The 19,554-nt window shown below is 66.3% G+C and carries 18 protein-coding genes and 2 pseudogenes; 12 read left to right on the forward strand and 8 right to left on the reverse strand.

What is annotated here, in order from left to right; translation table 11 throughout:
- Positions 1–8: 8 nt before the first annotated feature.
- Genes AAFP30_RS19845 through AAFP30_RS19855 form a run of 3 tightly spaced genes read right to left on the reverse strand, consistent with a single transcriptional unit; the run spans position 9 to position 2,898 of the window.
- Entirely contained in the window at positions 9–1,154 is a 1,146-nt protein-coding gene (locus tag AAFP30_RS19845; protein ID WP_419231723.1) for an adenosine deaminase, read from the reverse strand.
- The gene (locus AAFP30_RS19850; protein WP_419231724.1) at positions 1,151–2,494 is read right to left on the reverse strand and encodes a thymidine phosphorylase; all 1,344 of its coding nucleotides are present in this window, start codon (positions 2,492–2,494) and stop codon (positions 1,151–1,153) included. Before AAFP30_RS19850 ends, AAFP30_RS19845 begins: the two co-directional genes overlap by 4 nt.
- Positions 2,491–2,898 carry a cytidine deaminase gene (locus AAFP30_RS19855; RefSeq protein ID WP_419231725.1) on the reverse strand — a complete coding sequence of 136 codons (408 nt, stop codon included), beginning with the start codon at positions 2,896–2,898 and terminating at the stop codon, positions 2,491–2,493. Before AAFP30_RS19855 ends, AAFP30_RS19850 begins: the two co-directional genes overlap by 4 nt.
- Before the next feature lie 224 nt (positions 2,899–3,122).
- Here AAFP30_RS19855 and sdhC point away from each other — a divergent pair, with 224 nt between their 5' ends.
- Genes sdhC through AAFP30_RS19875 form a run of 4 tightly spaced genes read left to right on the forward strand, consistent with a single transcriptional unit; the run spans position 3,123 to position 6,560 of the window.
- Entirely contained in the window at positions 3,123–3,530 is a 408-nt protein-coding gene (sdhC, locus tag AAFP30_RS19860; protein WP_419231726.1) for a succinate dehydrogenase, cytochrome b556 subunit, read from the forward strand.
- A gap of 10 nt (positions 3,531–3,540) precedes the next feature.
- Positions 3,541–3,999: a succinate dehydrogenase hydrophobic membrane anchor subunit gene (locus tag AAFP30_RS19865; protein ID WP_419231727.1), complete on the forward strand. Its 459-nt coding sequence runs from the start codon at positions 3,541–3,543 to the stop codon at positions 3,997–3,999.
- Between the two features lie 18 nt (positions 4,000–4,017).
- The gene (sdhA, locus tag AAFP30_RS19870; RefSeq protein WP_419231728.1) at positions 4,018–5,772 is read left to right on the forward strand and encodes a succinate dehydrogenase flavoprotein subunit; all 1,755 of its coding nucleotides are present in this window, start codon (positions 4,018–4,020) and stop codon (positions 5,770–5,772) included.
- Entirely contained in the window at positions 5,772–6,560 is a 789-nt protein-coding gene (locus AAFP30_RS19875; RefSeq protein WP_419231729.1) for a succinate dehydrogenase iron-sulfur subunit, read from the forward strand. Before sdhA ends, AAFP30_RS19875 begins: the two co-directional genes overlap by 1 nt.
- 141 nt (positions 6,561–6,701) lie before the next feature.
- Here the strand turns inward: AAFP30_RS19875 and AAFP30_RS19880 are convergent.
- Positions 6,702–7,265 (reverse strand): annotated as a pseudogene (locus AAFP30_RS19880) (Uma2 family endonuclease); the annotation flags it as partial.
- Positions 7,266–7,471: 206 nt separating this feature from the next.
- On the opposite strand from AAFP30_RS19880, the gene AAFP30_RS19885 reads away from it, so the two are divergent.
- The 3 genes from AAFP30_RS19885 to AAFP30_RS19895 are packed head-to-tail and all read left to right on the forward strand — an operon-like array spanning position 7,472 to position 10,567.
- On the forward strand, positions 7,472–8,977 hold the full coding sequence (locus AAFP30_RS19885) for an APC family permease (RefSeq protein ID WP_419231730.1): 1,506 nt from the start codon (positions 7,472–7,474) through the stop codon (positions 8,975–8,977).
- Complete coding sequence (locus AAFP30_RS19890; RefSeq protein ID WP_419231731.1) at positions 8,967–9,860, forward strand: universal stress protein; 894 nt, start codon at positions 8,967–8,969, stop codon at positions 9,858–9,860. Before AAFP30_RS19885 ends, AAFP30_RS19890 begins: the two co-directional genes overlap by 11 nt.
- Complete coding sequence (locus tag AAFP30_RS19895) at positions 9,857–10,567, forward strand: type 1 glutamine amidotransferase (protein WP_419231732.1); 711 nt, start codon at positions 9,857–9,859, stop codon at positions 10,565–10,567. Before AAFP30_RS19890 ends, AAFP30_RS19895 begins: the two co-directional genes overlap by 4 nt.
- On the opposite strand, the gene AAFP30_RS19900 is transcribed toward AAFP30_RS19895, so the two are convergent.
- Positions 10,557–12,041, reverse strand: coding sequence for a gamma-aminobutyraldehyde dehydrogenase (locus tag AAFP30_RS19900; protein ID WP_419231733.1), 1,485 nt, complete (start codon positions 12,039–12,041; stop codon positions 10,557–10,559). The two genes, AAFP30_RS19895 and AAFP30_RS19900, sit on opposite strands and share 11 nt — an antisense overlap.
- 113 nt (positions 12,042–12,154) lie before the next feature.
- On the opposite strand from AAFP30_RS19900, the gene AAFP30_RS19905 reads away from it, so the two are divergent.
- From AAFP30_RS19905 to AAFP30_RS19915, 3 genes are read left to right on the forward strand one after another with little or no spacing between them, the layout of a single operon-like run.
- A complete protein-coding gene (locus AAFP30_RS19905; protein ID WP_419231734.1) occupies positions 12,155–12,619 on the forward strand; it encodes an Lrp/AsnC family transcriptional regulator in 465 nt (154 codons plus the stop codon).
- The gene (locus AAFP30_RS19910) at positions 12,616–14,010 is read left to right on the forward strand and encodes an aspartate aminotransferase family protein (protein WP_419231735.1); all 1,395 of its coding nucleotides are present in this window, start codon (positions 12,616–12,618) and stop codon (positions 14,008–14,010) included. Before AAFP30_RS19905 ends, AAFP30_RS19910 begins: the two co-directional genes overlap by 4 nt.
- A gap of 51 nt (positions 14,011–14,061) precedes the next feature.
- Positions 14,062–15,333 carry a D-alanyl-D-alanine carboxypeptidase family protein gene (locus tag AAFP30_RS19915; RefSeq protein WP_419231736.1) on the forward strand — a complete coding sequence of 424 codons (1,272 nt, stop codon included), beginning with the start codon at positions 14,062–14,064 and terminating at the stop codon, positions 15,331–15,333.
- Positions 15,334–15,654: 321 nt separating this feature from the next.
- On the opposite strand, the pseudogene AAFP30_RS19920 reads toward AAFP30_RS19915, so the two are convergent.
- The 3 genes and pseudogenes from AAFP30_RS19920 to AAFP30_RS19930 all read right to left on the reverse strand — a co-directional run.
- Positions 15,655–16,587, reverse strand: a pseudogene (locus AAFP30_RS19920) (YhjD/YihY/BrkB family envelope integrity protein); the annotation flags it as partial.
- Between the two features lie 21 nt (positions 16,588–16,608).
- The gene (trpS, locus tag AAFP30_RS19925; protein ID WP_419231737.1) at positions 16,609–17,643 is read right to left on the reverse strand and encodes a tryptophan--tRNA ligase; all 1,035 of its coding nucleotides are present in this window, start codon (positions 17,641–17,643) and stop codon (positions 16,609–16,611) included.
- 56 nt (positions 17,644–17,699) lie between these two features.
- Complete coding sequence (locus tag AAFP30_RS19930; RefSeq protein WP_419231738.1) at positions 17,700–18,545, reverse strand: exodeoxyribonuclease III; 846 nt, start codon at positions 18,543–18,545, stop codon at positions 17,700–17,702.
- Between the two features lie 126 nt (positions 18,546–18,671).
- On the opposite strand from AAFP30_RS19930, the gene AAFP30_RS19935 reads away from it, so the two are divergent.
- Positions 18,672–18,854: a (2Fe-2S)-binding protein gene (locus AAFP30_RS19935; RefSeq protein ID WP_419231744.1), complete on the forward strand. Its 183-nt coding sequence runs from the start codon at positions 18,672–18,674 to the stop codon at positions 18,852–18,854.
- 104 nt (positions 18,855–18,958) lie between these two features.
- Positions 18,959–19,444, forward strand: a complete 486-nt coding sequence (gene bfr, locus AAFP30_RS19940; RefSeq protein ID WP_419231739.1) for a bacterioferritin — start codon at positions 18,959–18,961, stop codon at positions 19,442–19,444.
- Positions 19,445–19,554: the final 110 nt, after the last annotated feature.

Raw genomic sequence — 19,554 nt, forward strand, 5'->3', positions numbered from 1 at the left:
CGATCACCTCAGCCCAACAGCACCGCGTACCCCGGCTTGATCACATCGTCGATCAGCCGGAGCCGCTCGTCGAAGTGGATGAACGACGACTTCATCGCGTTGATGGAGAAGCGTTCGAAGTGTGCCCAGCCGTAGCCGAATTGTTCGGCGAGGCGGAGGAACTCCTTGCTCATCGTGGTGTCGCTCATCAACCGGTTGTCGGTGTTGACCGTGACGCGGAACCGCAGTCGGGCAAGCACATTGAACGGATGCTCGGCGATCGAGGCCACCGCACCGGTCTGCACGTTGGAACTGGGGCACAGTTCCAGTGGAATTCGCTTGTCGCGCACGATGTTCGCGATCGGACCCAGCTCGGCGTCGTCGAACGACTCAGCCGCCAGGTCTACACCGTCGGGCAACCTGATGTCGTCGATGACCCGAACACCGTGGCCGAGCCGGTCGGTGCCGCAGAACGCGATCGCCTCGTGGATCGACGGCAGCCCGAACGCCTCGCCGGCGTGAATCGTGAAGTGCGCGTTGTTGGCCCGCATGAACTCGAACGCGTCGAGATGCCGCGTCGGCGGGTTGCCCGCCTCAGCTCCGGCGATGTCGAAACCGGCGACCCCCTCGTCGCGGTAACGCACCGCCAGTTCGGCGATCTCCCGGGCGCGCGCCGCATGCCGCATCGCGGTGACCAGGCATCGCACGATGATCGGCCGACCTTCGGCGGCGGCTGCCTTCTCCCCCTCGGCGAACCCGGCCAGCACCGCTTCGACGACCTCGTCGAGGGTCAGGCCCGCTTCCAGATGCTGCTCGGGCGCATACCGCACCTCGGCGTAGATCACACCGTCGGCGGCGAGGTCCTCCACGCATTCCCGCGCGACCCGCGCCAGCGCGGACGGCGTCTGCATCACCGCGACGGTGTGCGCGAAGGTCTCCAGGTAGCGCTCGAGGGACCCGCTGTCGGCGGCCTCCCGGAACCACCGGGCCAGCGACTCCGCGTCGTCGGCAGGCAGATCGGTGTAGCCGACCTCCCGAGCGAGGTCGAGGACGGTGGCCGGCCGCAGCCCGCCGTCGAGATGATCGTGCAGCAGCACCTTGGGTGCCAGGGAGATGTTGGGGAGATCGAGCGGCCGCCCGGCCGGGCCCGCGGCTGTGAGGGATCCATCCGTCATGGCTCGACGGTAACCCGATCGATGATCAACGGCGCGGCAGCGCGCGGCGTCTGGCCCACCGACACCGCCGACGCCAACGCGGCACGCGCCGCCGCGAACCGTTCCGGGGTCTGGGTGTACAGCGTGAACAGGGGATCACCAGTCCGCACCCGATCTCCGGGTTTGGCGTGCATCCGCACCCCGGCCTCGGCCTGCACCGACTGCCCGGGCATCGCCCGACCGGCGCCCAGCCGCCACGCCGCAACCCCGACTGCCATGGCATCGAGCCCGGTGAGGACCCCGGACTCCTCGGCGGCGACGGTGTCGGTGTGCCGCGCCTGCGGCAGCGGCGCATCCGGGTCGCCGCCCTGCGCGGCGATCATCGCCCGCCAGGTGTCCATGGCGGTGCCGTCGGCCAGGTGCCGCGCCGGATCGGCGTCGGGCAGGCCCGCGGCGTCGAGCATCTCGCGTGCCAGCACCACGGTCAGTTCGACGACATCGGCCGGACCACCACCGGCGAGGACCTCCAGCGACTCGGTGACCTCGAGTGCGTTGCCCGCCGTGTGGCCCAGCGGCGTGTCCATCGCGGTGAGCACCGCCCGCGTCCGCACCCCGGCCGCGGTACCCAGCGCCACCATCGTCTCGGCCAGCTCACGCGCCTCGGGCAGGGTCTTGAGGAACGCGCCCGCGCCCACCTTCACGTCGAGCACCAACGCGCCGGTACCCTCCGCGATCTTCTTGCTCATGATCGAACTCGCCACCAGCGGAATGGATTCCACGGTCGCGGTGACATCCCGCAGGGCATAGAGCCGACGATCGGCCGGCGCCAGATCGCCGCCCGCGGCGCAGACCACCGCGCCGACGCGCTCGAGTTGGTCGACCATCTCCTCGGACGACACGTCGGCCCGCCACCCCGGAATCGACTCGAGCTTGTCCAGCGTGCCGCCGGTGTGACCGAGACCACGACCCGACAACTGCGGCACCGCGACCCCGAAGGACGCCACGAGCGGCGCGAGCGGCAGCGTGATCTTGTCGCCCACCCCGCCCGTGGAGTGCTTGTCGACGGTGACCAGCGGCCGACCGGCGCGACGCAGCCCGGAGAAGTCCATCCGGCGGCCGCTGTCGATCATCGCCTGCGTCCAGCGCGTGGTCTCGCGCCGCGTCATCCCGCGCAGGAAGATGGCCATCAGCAACGCCGACATCTGCTCGTCGGCGACCACATCCCCGGATTCGGCGGTATACCGCTCGATGACCCAGTCGATCTGCGCGTCGGACAATTCCCCGCCATCGCGTTTGGTGGCGATCACCGAGATGGTGTCGATGACGGCATCGAGATCGCTCCCGGACCCGGGATCGCTCACCGGACCGACCCGCTCGCCAGATCGTCGGGACCGAAGGCCTCGGGCAGCAACTCGGCCAGCCGCATCGGGCCGTCCCGGTGGTCGACCAACAGATCCCCGCCGCCGTGCTCGAGCAACACCTGACGGCAACGGCCGCAGGGCATCAGGATCTCGCCGCGAGAGTCACAGACCGATATCGCACGAAGGGAATTTCCGCCAGTTCCGGCGAAATGCGCGATCAATGCGACTTCCGCGCAGATACCCAGGCCGTATGAGACATTTTCCACATTGCACCCGAGGACAATCCGGTCATCGTCGGTGAGGCCCGCGGCGCCGACCGGAAACCGGGAATACGGTGCATACGCCCGATCAATCATCGATTTCGCCTTGTCCCGCAACAGATTCCAGTCCAAATCGACGGTCAACCGGGGTCCTCGCATTCTCCTACGGGCGTGCAACTTGTGACCTCCCTTACCATTCGAAATGTTGGTAAGGCAAACCTAAGTCGAGATCAATTGCGGCCCAAATCGGTTCGGGCAATTTACTACCGGACTCAGCATAGGTTTAAAGTCTCTTCCATGGGTCCACGGCCGAGCCTCATAATGCCGACTCGGCAGTTCCATCGACGTTGTTGGAGGCCAATTTTCCTATGAGCTCCCCTACTGAGGTAGCACCAGAGCCGGTGCGCAAGCGCTCCCTATACCGCGGCGACCCCGGCATGTGGTCGTGGGTGCTGCACCGCATCACCGGTGTCAGTATCTTCTTCTTCCTGTTCGTGCACGTGCTGGACACCGCGGTGATCCGCATCGACCCGAACAAGTACTCCGAGGTCATCGAGACCTATAAGACCCCGATCATCGGCCTGATGGAGATCGGCCTCGTCGCCTGCGTGCTCTATCACGCACTCAACGGTGTCCGCATCATCCTGGTGGACTTCTGGTCGAAGGGTCCGAAGTACCAGCGTCAGATGCTGTGGACGATCCTGACGCTGTTCGTCATCGTCTTCGGCGCGGCGGCCATCCGCCTGCTGCAGATCCTGATCACCCACTCGTTGTAGGAGGCACCTGATGACTGCATCGCAAGCCACACCGGGTGTCGCCAAGACCCTGGGCACTCAGCACGACCGGCCGGCCAGCCTGGACAACCCGCGGGCGCCGCGGATGCGCAAGGGCGGCAACTTCGAGAAGTACGCCTGGCTGTTCATGCGCTTCTCCGGCCTTGCCCTGATCATCCTGACCATCGGGCACATGTTCATCATGCTCGCCTGGGACGACGGCGTGCACCGTATCGACGCCTCGTTCGTCGCCGCGCGCTGGCGTGAACCCTTCTGGCAGGTCTGGGATCTCACCATGCTGTGGCTGGCCCAGCTGCACGGCGGCAACGGCGTCCGCACGGTGATCGCCGACTACTCGCGCAAGGACTCCACCCGCTTCTGGCTCAACGTGCTGCTCGGGATCTCGATGATCCTGGTCCTCGTCCTGGGTACCTATGCGCTTCTGACATTCGACACCAACAGCGTCGGCTAGAGGAGATAGACGAAGAAGATGCAGGAACATCGTTACGACGTTGTCATCGTGGGCGCCGGCGGCGCCGGGATGCGCGCAGCCATCGAATCCGCGCCGCGCGCCCGCACCGCCGTGCTGACCAAGCTCTACCCCACCCGCAGCCACACCGGCGCGGCGCAGGGCGGCATGTGCGCCGCCCTGGCCAACGTCGAAGAGGACAACTGGGAGTGGCACACCTTCGACACCGTCAAGGGTGGTGACTACATCGCCGACCAGGACGCCGTGGAGATCATGGCCAAGGAGGCCATCGACGCCGTCCTCGACCTGGAGAAGATGGGGCTGCCGTTCAACCGGACGCCCGAGGGCAAGATCGATCAGCGCCGCTTCGGCGGACACACCCGCGATCACGGCAAGTCCCCGGTCCGGCGCGCCTGCTACGCCGCCGACCGCACCGGCCACATGATCCTGCAGACGCTCTATCAGAACTGCGTCAAGCACGACGTCGAGTTCTTCAACGAGTTCTACGCCCTCGACATCTGCCTGTCGGAGAACGAGGACGGCGAGCCCGTCGCCACCGGCGTCGTCGCCTACGAACTCGCCACCGGCGAGATCCACGTGTTCCACGCCAAGTCGATCGTCTTCGCGACCGGCGGTTCGGGACGCATGTACAAGACCACGTCGAATGCCCACACGCTGACCGGCGACGGCATGGGCGTCGTCTTCCGCAAGGGACTTCCCTTGGAGGACATGGAGTTTCACCAGTTCCATCCGACCGGCCTGGCCGGCCTGGGCATCCTCATCTCCGAGGCGGTTCGCGGTGAGGGCGGCATCCTGCGCAACGCCGACGGCGAGCGCTTCATGGAGCGCTACGCCCCCACCATCAAGGACCTCGCGCCGCGTGACATCGTCGCCCGGTCGATGGTGCTCGAGGTTCTCGAGGGACGCGGCGCCGGACCGAACAAGGACTACGTCTATATCGACGTGACCCACCTCGGCGAGGACGTGCTCAACGAGAAGCTCCCCGACATCACCGAGTTCGCCCGCACCTACCTCGGCGTCGACCCGGTCACCGAGTACGTGCCGGTGTATCCGACCTGCCACTACGTGATGGGCGGTATCCCGACCAACATCAACGGCCAGGTACTGCGCAACAACACCGACGTGGTGCACGGCCTCTACGCGGCCGGCGAATGCGCGTGCGTCTCGGTGCACGGCGCCAACCGCCTCGGCACCAACTCGCTGCTCGACATCAATGTCTTCGGCCGTCGCGCCGGCATCGCTGCCGCCGAGTACGCGAACGAGTCCACGTTCGTCGATCTGCCGGAAGAGCCCACGAAGATGGTCGACGAGTGGGTCGAGTCCATGCTCTCCGAGCACGGCCACGAGCGGGTCGCCGACATCCGCACGAAGCTGCAGCAGACGATGGACGACAACGCGTCGGTGTTCCGCACCGAGGAGACCCTCAAGCAGGCGCTGACCGACGTCCACGCCCTGAAGGAGCGTTACGCCGGGGTGCGCGTGCACGACAAGGGCAAGCGCTTCAACTCCGACCTCCTCGAGGCCATCGAGCTGGGCTTCCTGCTCGAACTCGCCGAGGTGACCGTCGTCGGCGCGCTGAACCGGAAGGAATCGCGCGGCGGACACGCCCGCGAGGACTACCCGAACCGCGACGACGTCAACTTCATGCGCCACACCATGGCCTACAAGAAGGGCGACGGGCTGCTCTCCGACATCGAGTTGGATTACAAGCCGGTCGTTCAGACCCGCTACGAGCCGATGGAGCGTAAGTACTGATGACTGCAGTCATGGAAAATCCGGCCGCATCGGCAGACGAGCCGCCACTCCCCGCGGTACCAGACGAGGCCACCATGGTGACCTTGAAGATCTTCCGGTTCAATCCGGAGAACCCGGACGCACAGGGCTTCGAGAGCTTCCGCGTGCCGGCACTGCCGACCGACCGCTTGCTCAACCTGCTGCTGTACGTGAAGGGCTACCTCGATGGCACCCTCACCTTCCGTCGCAGCTGCGCCCACGGCGTGTGCGGGTCGGATGCGATGCGGATCAACGGCGTCAACCGGCTGGCCTGCAAGCTCCTGATGAAGGACTTGCTGCCGAAGGACAAGAGCAAAGAGATCACCATCACCATCGAGCCCATCAAGGGTCTGCCGGTGGAGAAGGATCTCGTGGTCAACATGGAGCCGTTCTTCGACGCCTACCGTGCGATCAAGCCGTTCCTGATCACCTCGGGCAACGAGCCGACGCGTGAGCGCATCCAGAGCCAGCACGACCGCGCCCGCTTCGACGACACCACCAAGTGCATCCTGTGTGCCTGCTGCACGACGAGCTGCCCGGTGTTCTGGAACGAGGGCAGCTACTTCGGCCCGGCCGCGATCGTCAACGCGCATCGCTTCATCTTCGACAGTCGCGACGAGGCCGCCGTCGAGCGTCTCGACATCCTCAACGACGTCGACGGTGTGTGGCGCTGCCGCACCACGTTCAACTGCACCGACGCCTGCCCGCGTGGTATCCAGGTGACGCAGGCGATCCAGGAAGTCAAGCGCGCCCTGATGTTCTCCCGTTAGCACCGCCTCCGGTCCCTGAGGAGCCCGCGAGCCGCTAGGCGAGCGAGCGTCTCGAAGGGCCGCCGGATCGAACAGACCCTCTCTGCAGCCCCCTCGAAGGCCCGCACCGATGATGGGGCGGGGCTTCGCCGTTCTGCCGCGCAGTGTGTCCGGGACGAACTCGACGGCGAGTGGTTCGGTGACCGAGAACCGCTCCGCGCCCGTTGCGCGGGCCACCTCCGTGTAGGTGCCGTCGACGAGTGACCAGGCGATGATCGACGGCTCGTCCGGATCGACCACCCAGTAGTGGGCACAGCCCGCACGCTCGAGCCGCTCCCGCTTGAGCAGCAGATCCACACCGCGCGTCGACGGCGACAGGACTTCGACCGCGAGCAGCGGCGCCGTCGGGAGTGCCTTCTCGGTGAATGCGCTCCTTGGAGCCACGAGAAGGTCCGGTTGCATCACCGTGTCGTCGGCGAGGGTCACGTCAAACGGAGCGAAAAGCACCACGAGCTCCGAACAACTCGCATCGGCAAGCGCCTGAGCGCGCAACACACTGAACAGATTCGCGGCCATCTCCTGATGCCGGAAGCGCGGCGCGGGACTCACGATGAGTACGCCGTCGAGCAGCTCGTACCGACGTCCGTCATCGGGCGTCGATTCCAGATCCGCCACGGTCAGCGGGCCGCTCGGCAGCCGGAGCGCGTCGGTCGTCATGGATGTCATGATAGTTCTCCCCCTTGGTCACAGCAGTGATTATTATCCGCGGCGAGACCGGCTCCGAAAATCTATCCACAGGCTTGCGCCGGCGGCAGCGTGACCGAATTCGTTACGCACAGCTAACTCCAGCACCAATATTCGCACTCCGTACGCGGATCAGCGACGGAAACCGTAGTCTGTTTCCACTAAAGATCGCTAATGGGAGAGAACAGATGTCAGAAACCGTGCCCGCCGAGATCCACGCGGACGGCAAGGGCCTCCGGGTCGGATCGATCGGCCTGGTCGGCAACGTGGTCATCGGCCTGTCGGCGGTCGCACCCGCGTACAGTCTCGCCGCAACCCTCGGCTACGTCGTCGCCGCAGTCCATTTCAAGGCGCCGGCGATGTTCGTCCTCGCCTTCATCCCGATGCTGCTGGTGGCCTTCGCCTACCGGGAACTGTCCGAGGACACCCCCGACTGCGGCACCACATTCACCTGGGGCACCAAGGCATTCGGTCCCTGGATCGGGTGGATCGGCGGGTGGGGACTCGCGGTGTCGGCGATCATCGTGCTGGCCAACGTCTCCGAGATCGCCGCCGTCTACTTGCTGAAATTCCTCGGCCAGGACGAATTGGCCGACACCCTGTGGATCAAGGTGACGCTGGGCTGCCTGTTCATCGCCGTCATGACCTGGATCAGCATCCGCGGCATCGTGATCAGCGAGCGCATCCAGGCCGTGCTGATGTTCGTGCAGTTCGCCATCCTCATCATCGCCAGCGTCATCGCGTTGACCAAGGTCGGTCTGGGTACCGCGGGCCCACAGGCGATCACCCCGCAGTGGAGTTGGCTGTGGCCGGGCGGGCTGACCCAGTCGGAGATCGCGGCGGCGGTCATCCTGTGCATCTTCATCTACTGGGGCTGGGACGCATGTCTGGCGATCGGCGAGGAGACCAAGGATCCCGCGAAGACTCCGGGCCGGGCCGCGGTCATCACCTGCCTGATCCTGGTCGCCACCTACGTACTCGTCGCCTACGCGGTCGAGTCGTTCGCCGGCTTCGGCGACACCGGCATCGGACTGAACAACCCGGAGAACACCGACGACGTGCTCACCATCCTGGGTGAACCCGTCGCGGGCGCGGTGATGTCGTCGGCGCTGCTCCTGACGGTGAGCATCTCGGCGCTCTCCTCCACCCAGTCGACGATCCTGCCGACGGCCCGCGGCAGCCTGTCGATGGCGGTCTACAAGGCGCTGCCCGACCGTTTCGCCGCGATCCATCCCCGCTACATGACCCCGGCGTTCGGCACCGCGGTGATGGGCGCGTCCGCGCTGGTGTTCTACCTGGTGCTGTCATTCCTGAGTCAGAACACCCTGGGCGACTCCATCGCCTCGCTCGGACTGGCGGTCGCGTTCTACTACGGCATCACCGCGTTCTCCTGTGTCTGGTACTTCCGTCGCAGCCTGTTCACGACTCCCCGTAACTTCTTCATGCGCGGACTGTTCCCGCTCCTCGGGGGTATCGCGATGGCCTGGGCGTTCATCAAGAGCGCCGTCGACATGATCAACCCCGACTACGGCTCGACGTCGGTCGGTGGCATCGGCGGCGTGTTCATCCTCGGCGTCGGCATGCTCGTGCTCGGGATTCCGCTGATGCTCGCGTGCTACGCGCACCGCAGCGACTTCTTCCAGGGCAAGACACTCGACGCCAACACCGAGGTCAAGGTGCCCGATGTCTACTGACGCCACCGGAACCCCTGCCCCACGCCTCGCAGTCGGTTACCTCGCCACCGGTTCCGGCGACGACGGCGTTGCCCTCGCGGTCGCCATCGCGCAGGTGACCGGGGCGTCCATCGACCTGATCTGCGTGATCCACCCCGTCACCTACGACGGCCACCCCGGCCTCGCCGAGTATCAGCAGCGCCTGGAAAACCAAGCGCTGCAGTGGCTTGCCGACGGAGCCGCCCGCATCCCCGACGGCATCGAGAAACGCACCATCGTCACGCTCCACGATTCGTTCGCCGACGGACTGATCGCCGAGGCGCAGCGATCCGGAGCGGCGATGATCGTCGTCGGCGGCAGCACCGACGGCCTGTTCCGCCGGCACAGCCTCGGCACGGTCAGCACCCAACTGCTGCACTCGGCACCACTCCCGGTGGCACTGGCACCCCGGGGATACGCCGAACGCGCTGGGCTACATCTGGATTCGGTCACCGTTGCAGTCTCGACGAAACCGGGTCGGAGCAATCCGCTGCCCTTCGCGGTGCAGTTCGCCGAACGCGGCGGACTCGACCTACGACTCCTGTCCCTGGTCTCACTGGATTCACCGTTCGACGACGAGACCAGCCGGTCAGCGCGGCAGCACGAGGTCACCGTCGCCGAAGAGCTCCTCACCGCCACGCGCAACGCCGTCGAGGCCGAACTCGATGTGGATGTGGTCGTCGCCGACGGGGACACCCTCGACGATGCACTCGACAATCTGCGGTGGGATGACGGTGACATCGTCGCTGTCGGGTCGGGACATCTCGGCATCGCCGACCGCGTCTTCCTCGGTTCCACCGCAGCCCGCATCCTGCGCTCGACGACCGCGCCGGTCATCGTCGTCCCGAGGGCAACGGACCGGTGAGCCGGCCCATCCTCGAACTCCGCCACGCCGAATGTGAGGGCCCCGGCAGCTACGGCTCCGGCCTGGCCGGCCTCGCATCGATCCACACGGTGCGGGCGTGGCGCGAGCAGATCCCCGACGACCCGAGGGCCTTCTCGGCGATCCTGGTCATGGGCGGCCCGATGGGTGTCTCCGACGGCGCCACCCACCCGTGGCTCGACGACGAGATCACCTTCTTGAAAAGGGCTGTTGCACAGGATGTTCCGATCTGGGGAGCCTGCCTCGGGTCACAACTGCTGGCCACCGCGCTCGGCGCGACGGTGTCGGCCGCGCCGATCCCCGAACTAGGTGTCGTCGATGTCACGCTCACCGACGACGGCCGTCGTGACCCCGTGTGGTCCGCGGTGGACGGGCCGGATTTCCCTGCGCTGCAATGGCATTTCGACACGTTCGAGATCCCCGCCGGAGCCACGCTGCTCGCGTCGTCGGCGGACTGTGCGCACCAGGCGTTCCGACACGGCCCGCATGTGGGTGTCCAGTTCCACCTCGAGGTCGACGCAGCGCTGCTCGATGAGTGGCTCGCCGTCGCGGAGTATCGCGCCGAACTCGTCGACGTCCTCGGCGAGGACGGGCTGAAACGCGTGATCGCCGACGTCGCCCGCACCGAGGATCTCACCCGGGCACTGGCGACGACGGCGATCCGTCAGTGGTACACCGCTATCCGCTGAATACCGTGCGGTGCCACGGTTTCTGCGCAACCGCGGTGATGTCACTCATCACGTGCTTGATGGTCAGGTACTCGTCGAGGGAGTAGGTCGACATGTCGTTGCCGAAGCCCGAGGCCTTCACACCGCCGTGCGGCATCTCGCTGATGATCGGGATGTGGTCGTTGATCCACACGCAGCCGGCCTTGATCTCGCGGCCCGCGCGCTGCGCCCGGTACAGATCCCGGGTCCACGCGGAGGCGGCCAGCCCGTAAACTGTGTCGTTGGCCCGTCGGATCGCATCGTCGTCGTCGGTGAACTTACTGACGGCCAGCACCGGACCGAACACCTCGTCGCGGTAGATCTCGGCGTCCTCGGCCACGTCGGCGAGCAGCGTGGGCGGATAGAAGCAGCCCGGACCGTCCGGGCGCACCCCGCCGGTGACCAGCCGCGCACCGGCAGCAACCGCGCGGTCGACCATGCCGGCCACCTTGTCGCGGTGGGCATGCGACGACAGCGAACCCATGTCGGTCGCCAGGTCGGTGGGATCGCCTACCTTGACCGACGCCATCACCTCGGCCACCCCGGCGACGAAGTCGTCGTAGAGATTCGGGGCGACGATCGCGCGGGTGGCCGCGGTGCAGTCCTGCCCGGCGTTGATCAGGGAGCCGGCCACGGCGCCGTGGATGGCAGCGTCGAGGTCGGCATCGTCGAACACCACGAACGGCGCCTTGCCGCCCAGCTCGAGCTGTACGCGCGTACCGTTCTTGGCGGCCTGCTCGGCCACCTTGCGCCCCACCGCGGTGGAACCGGTGAAGGTCACCAGGTCCACGCCGGGATGTCCGGAGATGGCCGATCCGACGTCGGCGCCGGTACCGACGAGCACGTTGAACACGCCGTCGGGCAGGCCGGCCTCGGTGGCCAGGCGCGCCAGGCTCAGGGTGGTCAGCGGTGTCTGTTCGGCCGGTTTGAGCACGATCGAGCAGCCGGCGGCCAGCGCGGGAATGACCTTCCAGATGGCCATCTGCAGCGGATAGTTCCACGGCGAGATCGATCCGACCACGCCGGCCGGTTCGTGTCGGATCGACGAGGTGTGGTCGCCGGAGTATTCGCCACTGGCCTTGCCCTCGAGGTTGCGCGCGACGCCGGCGAAGAAGTCGACGTTGTCGATGCTGCCGGGCAGATCGAACTCGGTCGCGAGGCGGATGCTGCGTCCGGTGTGCGAAACCTCTTCGGCGGCAAGCTCATCGACGTGATCGCGCAGCACGGCCGCATAGCGGTGCAGGACCTCCGAGCGCTCCGCCGGAGTTGCGGTGCCCCAGTCGTGCTGGGCGGCGCGCGCGGAGGCGACCGCGATGTCGACGTCGCCGGCATCGGCGAGCGCCAGCGTCGCGACGGGATCGTCGGTGGCCGGGTTGAGAACGGTGTGCTGGGGTCCGGCGCCTTTATGGGCGGCGCCATCGATCCAGCCGGTGGGAAGTGATGCGGGGGTTGGCATGGCACCGAAGTCTAACAGCGATCTACAACGAAATCACTAGATTTTCTTGATAGTTTCTGCGGATTACGCAGTTTTGGCTTGCAGTTTTGTGCCTAATCCGCCACGATCGGTGTGTGGTCGAATCATCCGGAGCCCCACTCGACGCAACCGCGAAGAAGATCATCGAACACCTTCAGGCGGACGGTCGAGCGTCGTATGCATCCATCGGCAAGTCCGTGGGCTTGTCGGAGGCGGCAGTCCGCAACCGAGTCCAGAAACTCGGCGAGAGCGGACTGTTGCAGGTCGTCGCGGTCACCGATCCGCTGAAGCTCGGCTTCTCCCGCCAGGCGCTGATCGGCATCCGATGCACCGGTGACACCCAGGAACTCGCCGAGCAACTCGCCACCTGCCCGGAGATCGACTACGTGGTACTGACCGCCGGCTCGTTCGACATCCTCATCGAGGTGGTCTGCGAAGACGACGATCACCTGTTGAAGATCCTGAACCAGCAGGTTCGGATCCATCGCGAGGTCACCGCCACGGAGACCCTCGTCTATCTGAAACTGGTCAAGCAACAATACAATTGGGGTACCCGATGACCACCGAATCAACTCTGCAACAACCCACCTGGGGACAGCGCAGCGCCGCCCACCTCTGGGGCCACTTCGCCCGGCATGGCGAGGAGATCACACCACCGGTCATCACCCGCGGTGAGGGTGTTCGGATCTTCGACGACCAGGGCCGCAGCTATCTCGACGGTCTCGCCGGCCTGTTCGTCGTGCAGGCCGGCCACGGTCGCACCGAACTCGCCGAGGCCGCCGCAAAACAGGCGAAAGAGCTTGCCTTCTTTCCCCTGTGGTCGTATGCGACGCCGCCCGCCATCGAACTCGCCGAACGCCTGGCCGCCTACGCTCCGGGCGATCTGAACCGGGTCTTCTTCACCACCGGTGGCGGCGAGGCCGTGGAGAGCGCCTGGAAACTGGCCAAGCAGTATTTCAAACTGGTCGGAAAACCGTTGAAGCACAAGGTGATCTCTCGCTCGATCGCCTATCACGGCACCCCGCAGGGCGCACTCGCGATCACCGGCATCCCCGCGCTCAAGCAGATGTTCGAGCCGCTCACCCCGGGCGCCTTCCGCGCACCGAACACCAACATCTATCGCGCCCCCGATCCGTACGGCACCGGAGACCTCGGCGACGACCCGAAGAAGTTCGGCCGCTGGGCCGCCGACCGGATCGCCGAGGCCATCGAGTTCGAGGGCCCCGACACCGTGGCGGCGGTGTTCCTCGAGCCGGTGCAGAACGCCGGCGGCTGCTTCCCACCCCCGCCCGGTTACTTCGAGCGGGTCCGCGAGATCTGCGACGAGTACGACGTACTGCTGGTCTCCGACGAGGTGATCTGCGCGTTCGGCCGCATCGGCTCGATGTTCGCCTGCGACGACTTCGGCTATGTCCCGGACATCATCACCTGTGCCAAGGGCATGACGTCGGGCTACTCCCCGATCGGCGCCATGATCGCCAGCGATCGCCTCTTCGAACCGTTCCGCGACGGCACCACCACCTTCGCGCACGGCTACACCTTCGGCGGACATCCGGTGTCGGCCGCGGTGGCGCTGGCCAACCTCGACCTGTTCGAGCGCGAAGGTCTCAACGATCACGTGAAGTCGACGGCGCCGGCGTTCCGCTCGACGCTGGAGAAACTGCACGATCTGCCGATCGTCGGCGACGTGCGTGGCGAGGGCTTCTTCTACGGCATCGAACTGGTCAAGGACAAGGCCACCAAGGAGACGTTCAGCGAGGCCGAATCCGAGCGCATCCTGCGTGGTTTCCTGTCCAGCGCGCTCTTCGAGAACGGGCTGTACTGCCGCGCCGACGACCGGGGTGACCCGGTGGTGCAGCTCGCTCCGCCGCTGATCGCCGGGCAGGCCGAGTTCGATGAGATCGAGCAGATCTTGCGGTCGGTGCTCACCGAGGCCTACACGCTGCTGTGACGCGCCCGGCGCGTCCGGTGCACGGTGCTGCGGACTGGTAACCTGCCTGCCGTGAAGGCGGCGGCGATACTGGCGACGGTGCTCGCCGCCCTCCTCCTCATCTGTGCACCGGCGGCCGCCGAGCCGCCGCCCGGCCTGACCAATGCTCCCACCCCGCCGACGACGACACCGGTCACCGACCACTGCCCGCACCGGATCGGCACACCGCTCCCGGTCGACGAATCCGAGGTGGTGGCACCCGGCTCACCGACGCCGACGCCGCTCCCGGTACCGGATCCGCCACTCGGCGGGGAGCGGCTCGGTGAGTGTGGGGTGGTCGCCGATCCGTCGCTCGGACCGGTACCGGTGCGGCTGACGTCGGCCGCCTGGCTGGTCGCCGACCTCGACACCGGCGAGATCATCGCCGCCAAGGATCCGCACGGCCGGTATCGTCCGGCGTCGACCATCAAGGTGCTCCTCGCACTGGTGGCACTCGAGGAACTCGACCTCGACACCGTCGTCCCGCCGATGCCCGAGGACTGGAGTTCCGAGGGCGATCTGTGCGGGATGGGACCGGGCGGCCACTACACCAACCGCGACCTGCTCACCGGTCTGCTGATCGTCTCCGGCAACGACTGTGCGCACGCCCTGGCCCGCGAACTCGGTGGCGTCGAGGCGACCCTGGCCAAGATGAACGACAAGGCAAAAGAGCTGGGCGCGTTGGACACTCGCGCGGCGAGCCCGTCCGGACTCGATGCGGCCGGCATGTCCACCTCGCCGTACGACCTCGCGGTGCTCTTCCGTGAAGCCATGCGCGATCCGACTTTTCGCGAGCTGATCGCGATGCCCACCCATCAGTTCCCCGGCTACCCCAAGCGACCCGATGTCCCAGGCGACACCGACCATCCGGCGTATCTGATGCAGACCTCCAATCAGCTTCTGCTGGAAGGGTATCCGGGCATGCTCGGCGGGAAGACCGGCTACACCGACGACGCCAAGAAGACCTTTGTCGGGGTCACCGAACGCAACGGCCGGCGCATCCTCATCGTGCAGATGTACGGGCTGACCGTCGTCGACGACAATTACTGGGATCAGGCGAAGTCGTTGTTCGACTACGGTTTCCGCGCGCCGCAGGGTGTGGCGGTGGGATCACTCGACGCCACGGCGGCATCGGTCTCCGCATCGCCCACGACGACGACCGCAGCCGATGCCCCGCAGCAGACCAGTGCCGCCGGTACCGATCAGCCGACGCAGTGGTCGATGCGGGTGCTGCTCGGTCTGGTTGCCGCGCTCGTTGCGGTGGTCCTGCTGTTGATCGCGTTGCGGCTGTTCAAGAAACGCTGATCACTCGCTGTCGTCGTCGGATGACTGAGACGGCCGACGACTCAGGCGGCCCAGGAGCAGGCCGGCCACCGCTCCCGCACCCGCAGCGGTCGCGAGCGATCCGGTCGGGGCCACCGGACTCACCTGATACGTCGGCGACACCACGACCGGAGCGGACGTCGACGGTGCGCCCGACCGTCGGGCGGCTGCGGCACCGGCCGACTTCGCAGCCCCCGCACCCGCGCGGGCACCTGCGGTTGCCCCGACACCCGCTCGCGCCCCGCCACCACCGCCACTCGAGACACCGGCGGCGGGTGCACCATCCTCGTCCTCGCTCGCGCCTTCACCGACGTCATCGGGATTCGGGAGTTGGTACTCCTCGTTCATCGGATCGGTGGCACACCATGCCGACGCGTACAGGATGATCCGTGAGGCGAGGTAGCCGAAGACCAGCAGACCCAGGATCGGACCGAACGCGACGCCGGCCGGACCGCTGAGTACCGATTTCAGGTAGATCCCGCCGAGCTGCTTGATGATCTCGAAGATGACCGCGGTGATCAGCCCCGCCTTGAGCGCATTGCGAAACGGTATCTGCATCAGCGGAAGTCGCGACAGCACGAAGGAGAAGAGCAACCAGCTCGCGAAGATCGAGATGATCGTGGTGACGATCCGGATCGCGACCGGCGCCCACCCCGCGTGGTCGAGGCCGACCCAGCCGAGGATCGACCGGATCACCCCGCCGTTGCCCAGTGCGGTCAGTGCCATGGTGGCGGCGAAAGCCAGCCCGAGCAGTGCGAAGGTCAGCAGATCCCACACCTTGGACATGACGGCATTGCGCTCGACCCGGCCGCCCCACATCTCGGTCATCCCGACCCGGACACCCGAGATCCAGCCGATACCGGTGAACGCGGCACCGACGAGGCCGATGATGCCGACCGCGGCCCGCGAGTTGATCGCCGAGTCGATCAGCTGCTCGATCTGGTCACCGAGCTCCCCGGGCATGGCCTTGACGACTGCATCCTTGATGCTCTCGATCCATTCCGGATGCCCGGCCAGCACGAAGCCCGCGATCGCGAACAACACCATGACGATGGGCACCATCGCCAGAATGCCGTTGAAGGTGATGGCGGCGGCGTAGACGTTGCCGCGTCGGATGTTGTACCGCTGGAACGTCGCAATGAGGTGTTCGATCCACGGCCATCGCTCCCGTAATCGCTCGAAGGTGCTCTTCGCGTCGCTCACCGTCGACTTCGTCGTATCCACCACCGAGCTCATTCGGTACCGCCTCCTGTCAGATCAGCCTGCAGGTGCCAAGAACCCCACTCTGTCATAAACACGGCTCAGAGTGTCCGACGCGACCTCCCGGGCGCGGGCGGCGCCGCGGGCGAGGATCGCATCGAGCTCGGTGGGATCGGCCAGATATTCGTCCACCCGGGCGCGCAACGGGGTGACGAACTCGCTGAGCACGTCGGCGGTGTCGACTTTCAGGTCGCCGTATCCCTTGCCCTGATACTTGTCGACGAGGTCGTCGACCGGCACCCCGGACAGGGCCGACTGGATGGTGAGCAGATTGCTCACGCCGGGCTTGGTCTCGCGGTCGAACCGGATCTCGGTATCGGTGTCGGTGACCGCCGAGCGGATCTTCTTCGCCGACTTCTTGGGGTCGTCGAGCAGGCTGATGAGGCCCTTGTCGGTCTCGGCTGACTTGCTCATCTTCGCGGTCGGGTTCTGCAGGTCGTAGATCTTGGCGAACTCCTGGACCACATAGGCCTGGGGCACCTTGAACACCTGCCCGAAGCGCGAGTTGAACCGCTGCGCGAGGTCACGGGTGAGCTCGAGGTGCTGACGCTGGTCCTCGCCGACCGGGACCCGATCCACCTGGAAGGCGAGGATGTCGGCGGCCATCAGGATCGGGTAGGTGAACAGTCCGACCCCGGCCGCTTCGGTCCCCTGCTTGGCCGTCTTGTCCTTGAACTGGGTCATCCGGCCGGCCTCGCCGAATCCGGTGATGCACGAGAGCACCCAGGTGAGCTGCGCGATCTCCGGTACGTGCGACTGGACGTAGACGGCCGACCGCTCGGGGTCGACACCGAGGGCCAGCAACTGCGCGACACTCCCCCGGGTCCGGTCGGCCAAGGTCTTCGGGTCGAACGCCACGGTGAGGGCGTGCATGTCCGGGATGAAGTAGAACGCCTCGAAGTCGTCCTGCAGCTCGACCCACTGCCGGACCGCCCCGAGATAGTTGCCGAGGTGGAACGAGTCGCTGGTGGGCTGGATCCCGGACAGCACGCGCGGGCGTGTGCCGGTGGCCGTGGTGTCGCTGCTGCTCATGGGTCTCAGTCTCTCAAACGGGTCCGAACGATTTTCTTCCCACGCCGGGTCGGGTTTCAGTCGTAGATGACGGTCACCGGAGCGTGATCCGACCACCGCAGGTCGTAGGCCGCGGCGCGGTCGACTGTCGCCTTCACCGCGCGGGCGGCCAACGACCGGTTGGCCAACTGGTAGTCGATGCGCCAGCCGGAGTCGTTGTCGAAGGCCTTGCCACGCCACGACCACCACGAGTACGGACCCGCCTCGTCGGGCGCGAGGTCCCGCATGACGTCGGACCATCCGCCGGCCAGCCGTTCGCCGACCCAGGACCGCTCGTGCGGGAGGAAACCGGGGTTCTTGAGGTTGCCCTTCCAGTTCTTGATATCGGCCTCGGCGTGGGCGATGTTCCAGTCGCCCCCGACGACGACGTGGCGCCGCCGCCGCGCGAGTCGCGTGAGGTACGCGCCGAATTCGTCGAGGAACCGCACCTTCTCCGCGTACTTCTCGCGCAGTTTGGGTTCGGTGTCGGCCACCGGCGCGGCTGCGCCCTTGGGCAGGTACAGACTCGCCGCGGTGGTCGGCCCGAGGGGTGTGTCGAGGTCGACCTCCAGGTAGCGGCCGGTGGCATCGAACTCGGCGCTGCCAAAACCGGTCCGTGCGGCGCCCAGCGGTAGCCGGCTCAGGACACCGACGCCGGCATGCCCCTTCACCACCGACGGCGACATGGCGAGTTGCCACCCGTCGTCGAGCGCCGGTGCGAGCGCCTCGCGGGCGAGGTCTTCGGAGGCGCGGATCTCCTGCAGCAGCACGATGTCGACGCCCGCCCCGTCGAGCCAGGAATGGAAGCCTCGATTGGCCGCGGAACGGTGCTTGACGGCGGCACGGATGCCGTTGACGTTGACGGTGCTGACGGTGAGTGACACAGCGCAACAGCCTACTGGGACCTCCTTTCCCAGTTTGGTGCGTCCGTACCAAAGGTTAGGCAACCCTTGCGCGGAGGCGACCTTTATGTAACCCTTACCTAACTGGAGTACGAAGAGGTGACCACGATGTTCGTTTGCATTTGCCGAGCGGTGACAGAGGACGAAGTCCACGAGCACTGCTCCTCGGGCGCCATGTCCGTAGATGCAATCGGCGAGCGGTGCGGTGCCGGCGAAGGCTGTGGCACCTGCCTCGAGCGTCTCCAGCAAATCGTCAACGAAAGGGTGGCAACCGCCAACAGCGCCGCGTAAAGGGGACACCAGACCCTATAGAGTCACGACCTCGCATCTCGATGGAGACGCGGGGGCGTTCGTCGTGCTAGGTTTCTTCTACCACTGCGAACGGAGGCTTCATCATGCGCGGCGACGACGAGGTAATCGCCCTCCTCAACGAACAGCTCACCAGCGAGCTGACGGCTATCAATCAGTACTTTCTGCACGCCAAGATGCAGGGCAACTGGGGACTCACCGAGATCGCGAAGAAGACCCGCGAAGAGTCCATCGAAGAGATGCACCATGCGGAGACGCTGACAGACCGCATCCTCTTCCTCGAGGCACTCCCGAACTACCAGAAGATCCTGCCGCTGCGGATCGGACAGACCCTTCGTGAGCAGTTCGAGTCCGATCTCGCCATCGAGGTCGAGGTGGTCGACCGCCTCAAGCCCGGCATCGTCATGTGCCGCGAGAAGGCCGACCACACCTCGGCCAAGCTCCTCGAGGACATCCTCGCCGACGAAGAGCATCACATCGATTACCTCGAGACCCAACTCGAGCTGATGGATCGCCTCGGCGAGCAGCTGTACCTGGCCAAGACGGTGGCCACGCCTCCCGATGTGAGCTGACCTCTCACACAGCTCTGCTGCAGCATGACACCAGCGGGTGCGACGCTCATCCGCGTCCCAGCCCCTGGTGGGTGTGGGCCGCCCGCCTTGGTGGGTGTGGGCGCCTCCGG

The organism is Gordonia sp. CPCC 205515 (assembly GCF_048537925.1).
In the GTDB taxonomy this organism is placed as follows: Bacteria; Actinomycetota; Actinomycetes; order Mycobacteriales; family Mycobacteriaceae; genus Gordonia.

Bases quoted from the DNA above. Each gene is read 5' to 3' on its own strand.
- trpS (WP_419231737.1), bottom strand. From the start codon at position 17,643: ATGAGCAGCAGCGACACCACGGCCACCGGCACACGCCCGCGCGTGCTG.
- sdhC (WP_419231726.1), top strand. From the start codon at position 3,123: ATGAGCTCCCCTACTGAGGTAGCACCAGAGCCGGTGCGCAAGCGCTCC.
- AAFP30_RS19865 (WP_419231727.1), top strand. From the start codon at position 3,541: ATGACTGCATCGCAAGCCACACCGGGTGTCGCCAAGACCCTGGGCACT.
- AAFP30_RS19935 (WP_419231744.1), top strand. From the start codon at position 18,672: ATGTTCGTTTGCATTTGCCGAGCGGTGACAGAGGACGAAGTCCACGAG.
- sdhA (WP_419231728.1), top strand. From the start codon at position 4,018: ATGCAGGAACATCGTTACGACGTTGTCATCGTGGGCGCCGGCGGCGCC.
- AAFP30_RS19910 (WP_419231735.1), top strand. From the start codon at position 12,616: ATGACCACCGAATCAACTCTGCAACAACCCACCTGGGGACAGCGCAGC.
- AAFP30_RS19875 (WP_419231729.1), top strand. From the start codon at position 5,772: ATGACTGCAGTCATGGAAAATCCGGCCGCATCGGCAGACGAGCCGCCA.
- bfr (WP_419231739.1), top strand. From the start codon at position 18,959: ATGCGCGGCGACGACGAGGTAATCGCCCTCCTCAACGAACAGCTCACC.
- AAFP30_RS19885 (WP_419231730.1), top strand. From the start codon at position 7,472: ATGTCAGAAACCGTGCCCGCCGAGATCCACGCGGACGGCAAGGGCCTC.
- AAFP30_RS19900 (WP_419231733.1), bottom strand. From the start codon at position 12,041: ATGCCAACCCCCGCATCACTTCCCACCGGCTGGATCGATGGCGCCGCC.
- AAFP30_RS19890 (WP_419231731.1), top strand. From the start codon at position 8,967: ATGTCTACTGACGCCACCGGAACCCCTGCCCCACGCCTCGCAGTCGGT.
- AAFP30_RS19845 (WP_419231723.1), bottom strand. From the start codon at position 1,154: ATGACGGATGGATCCCTCACAGCCGCGGGCCCGGCCGGGCGGCCGCTC.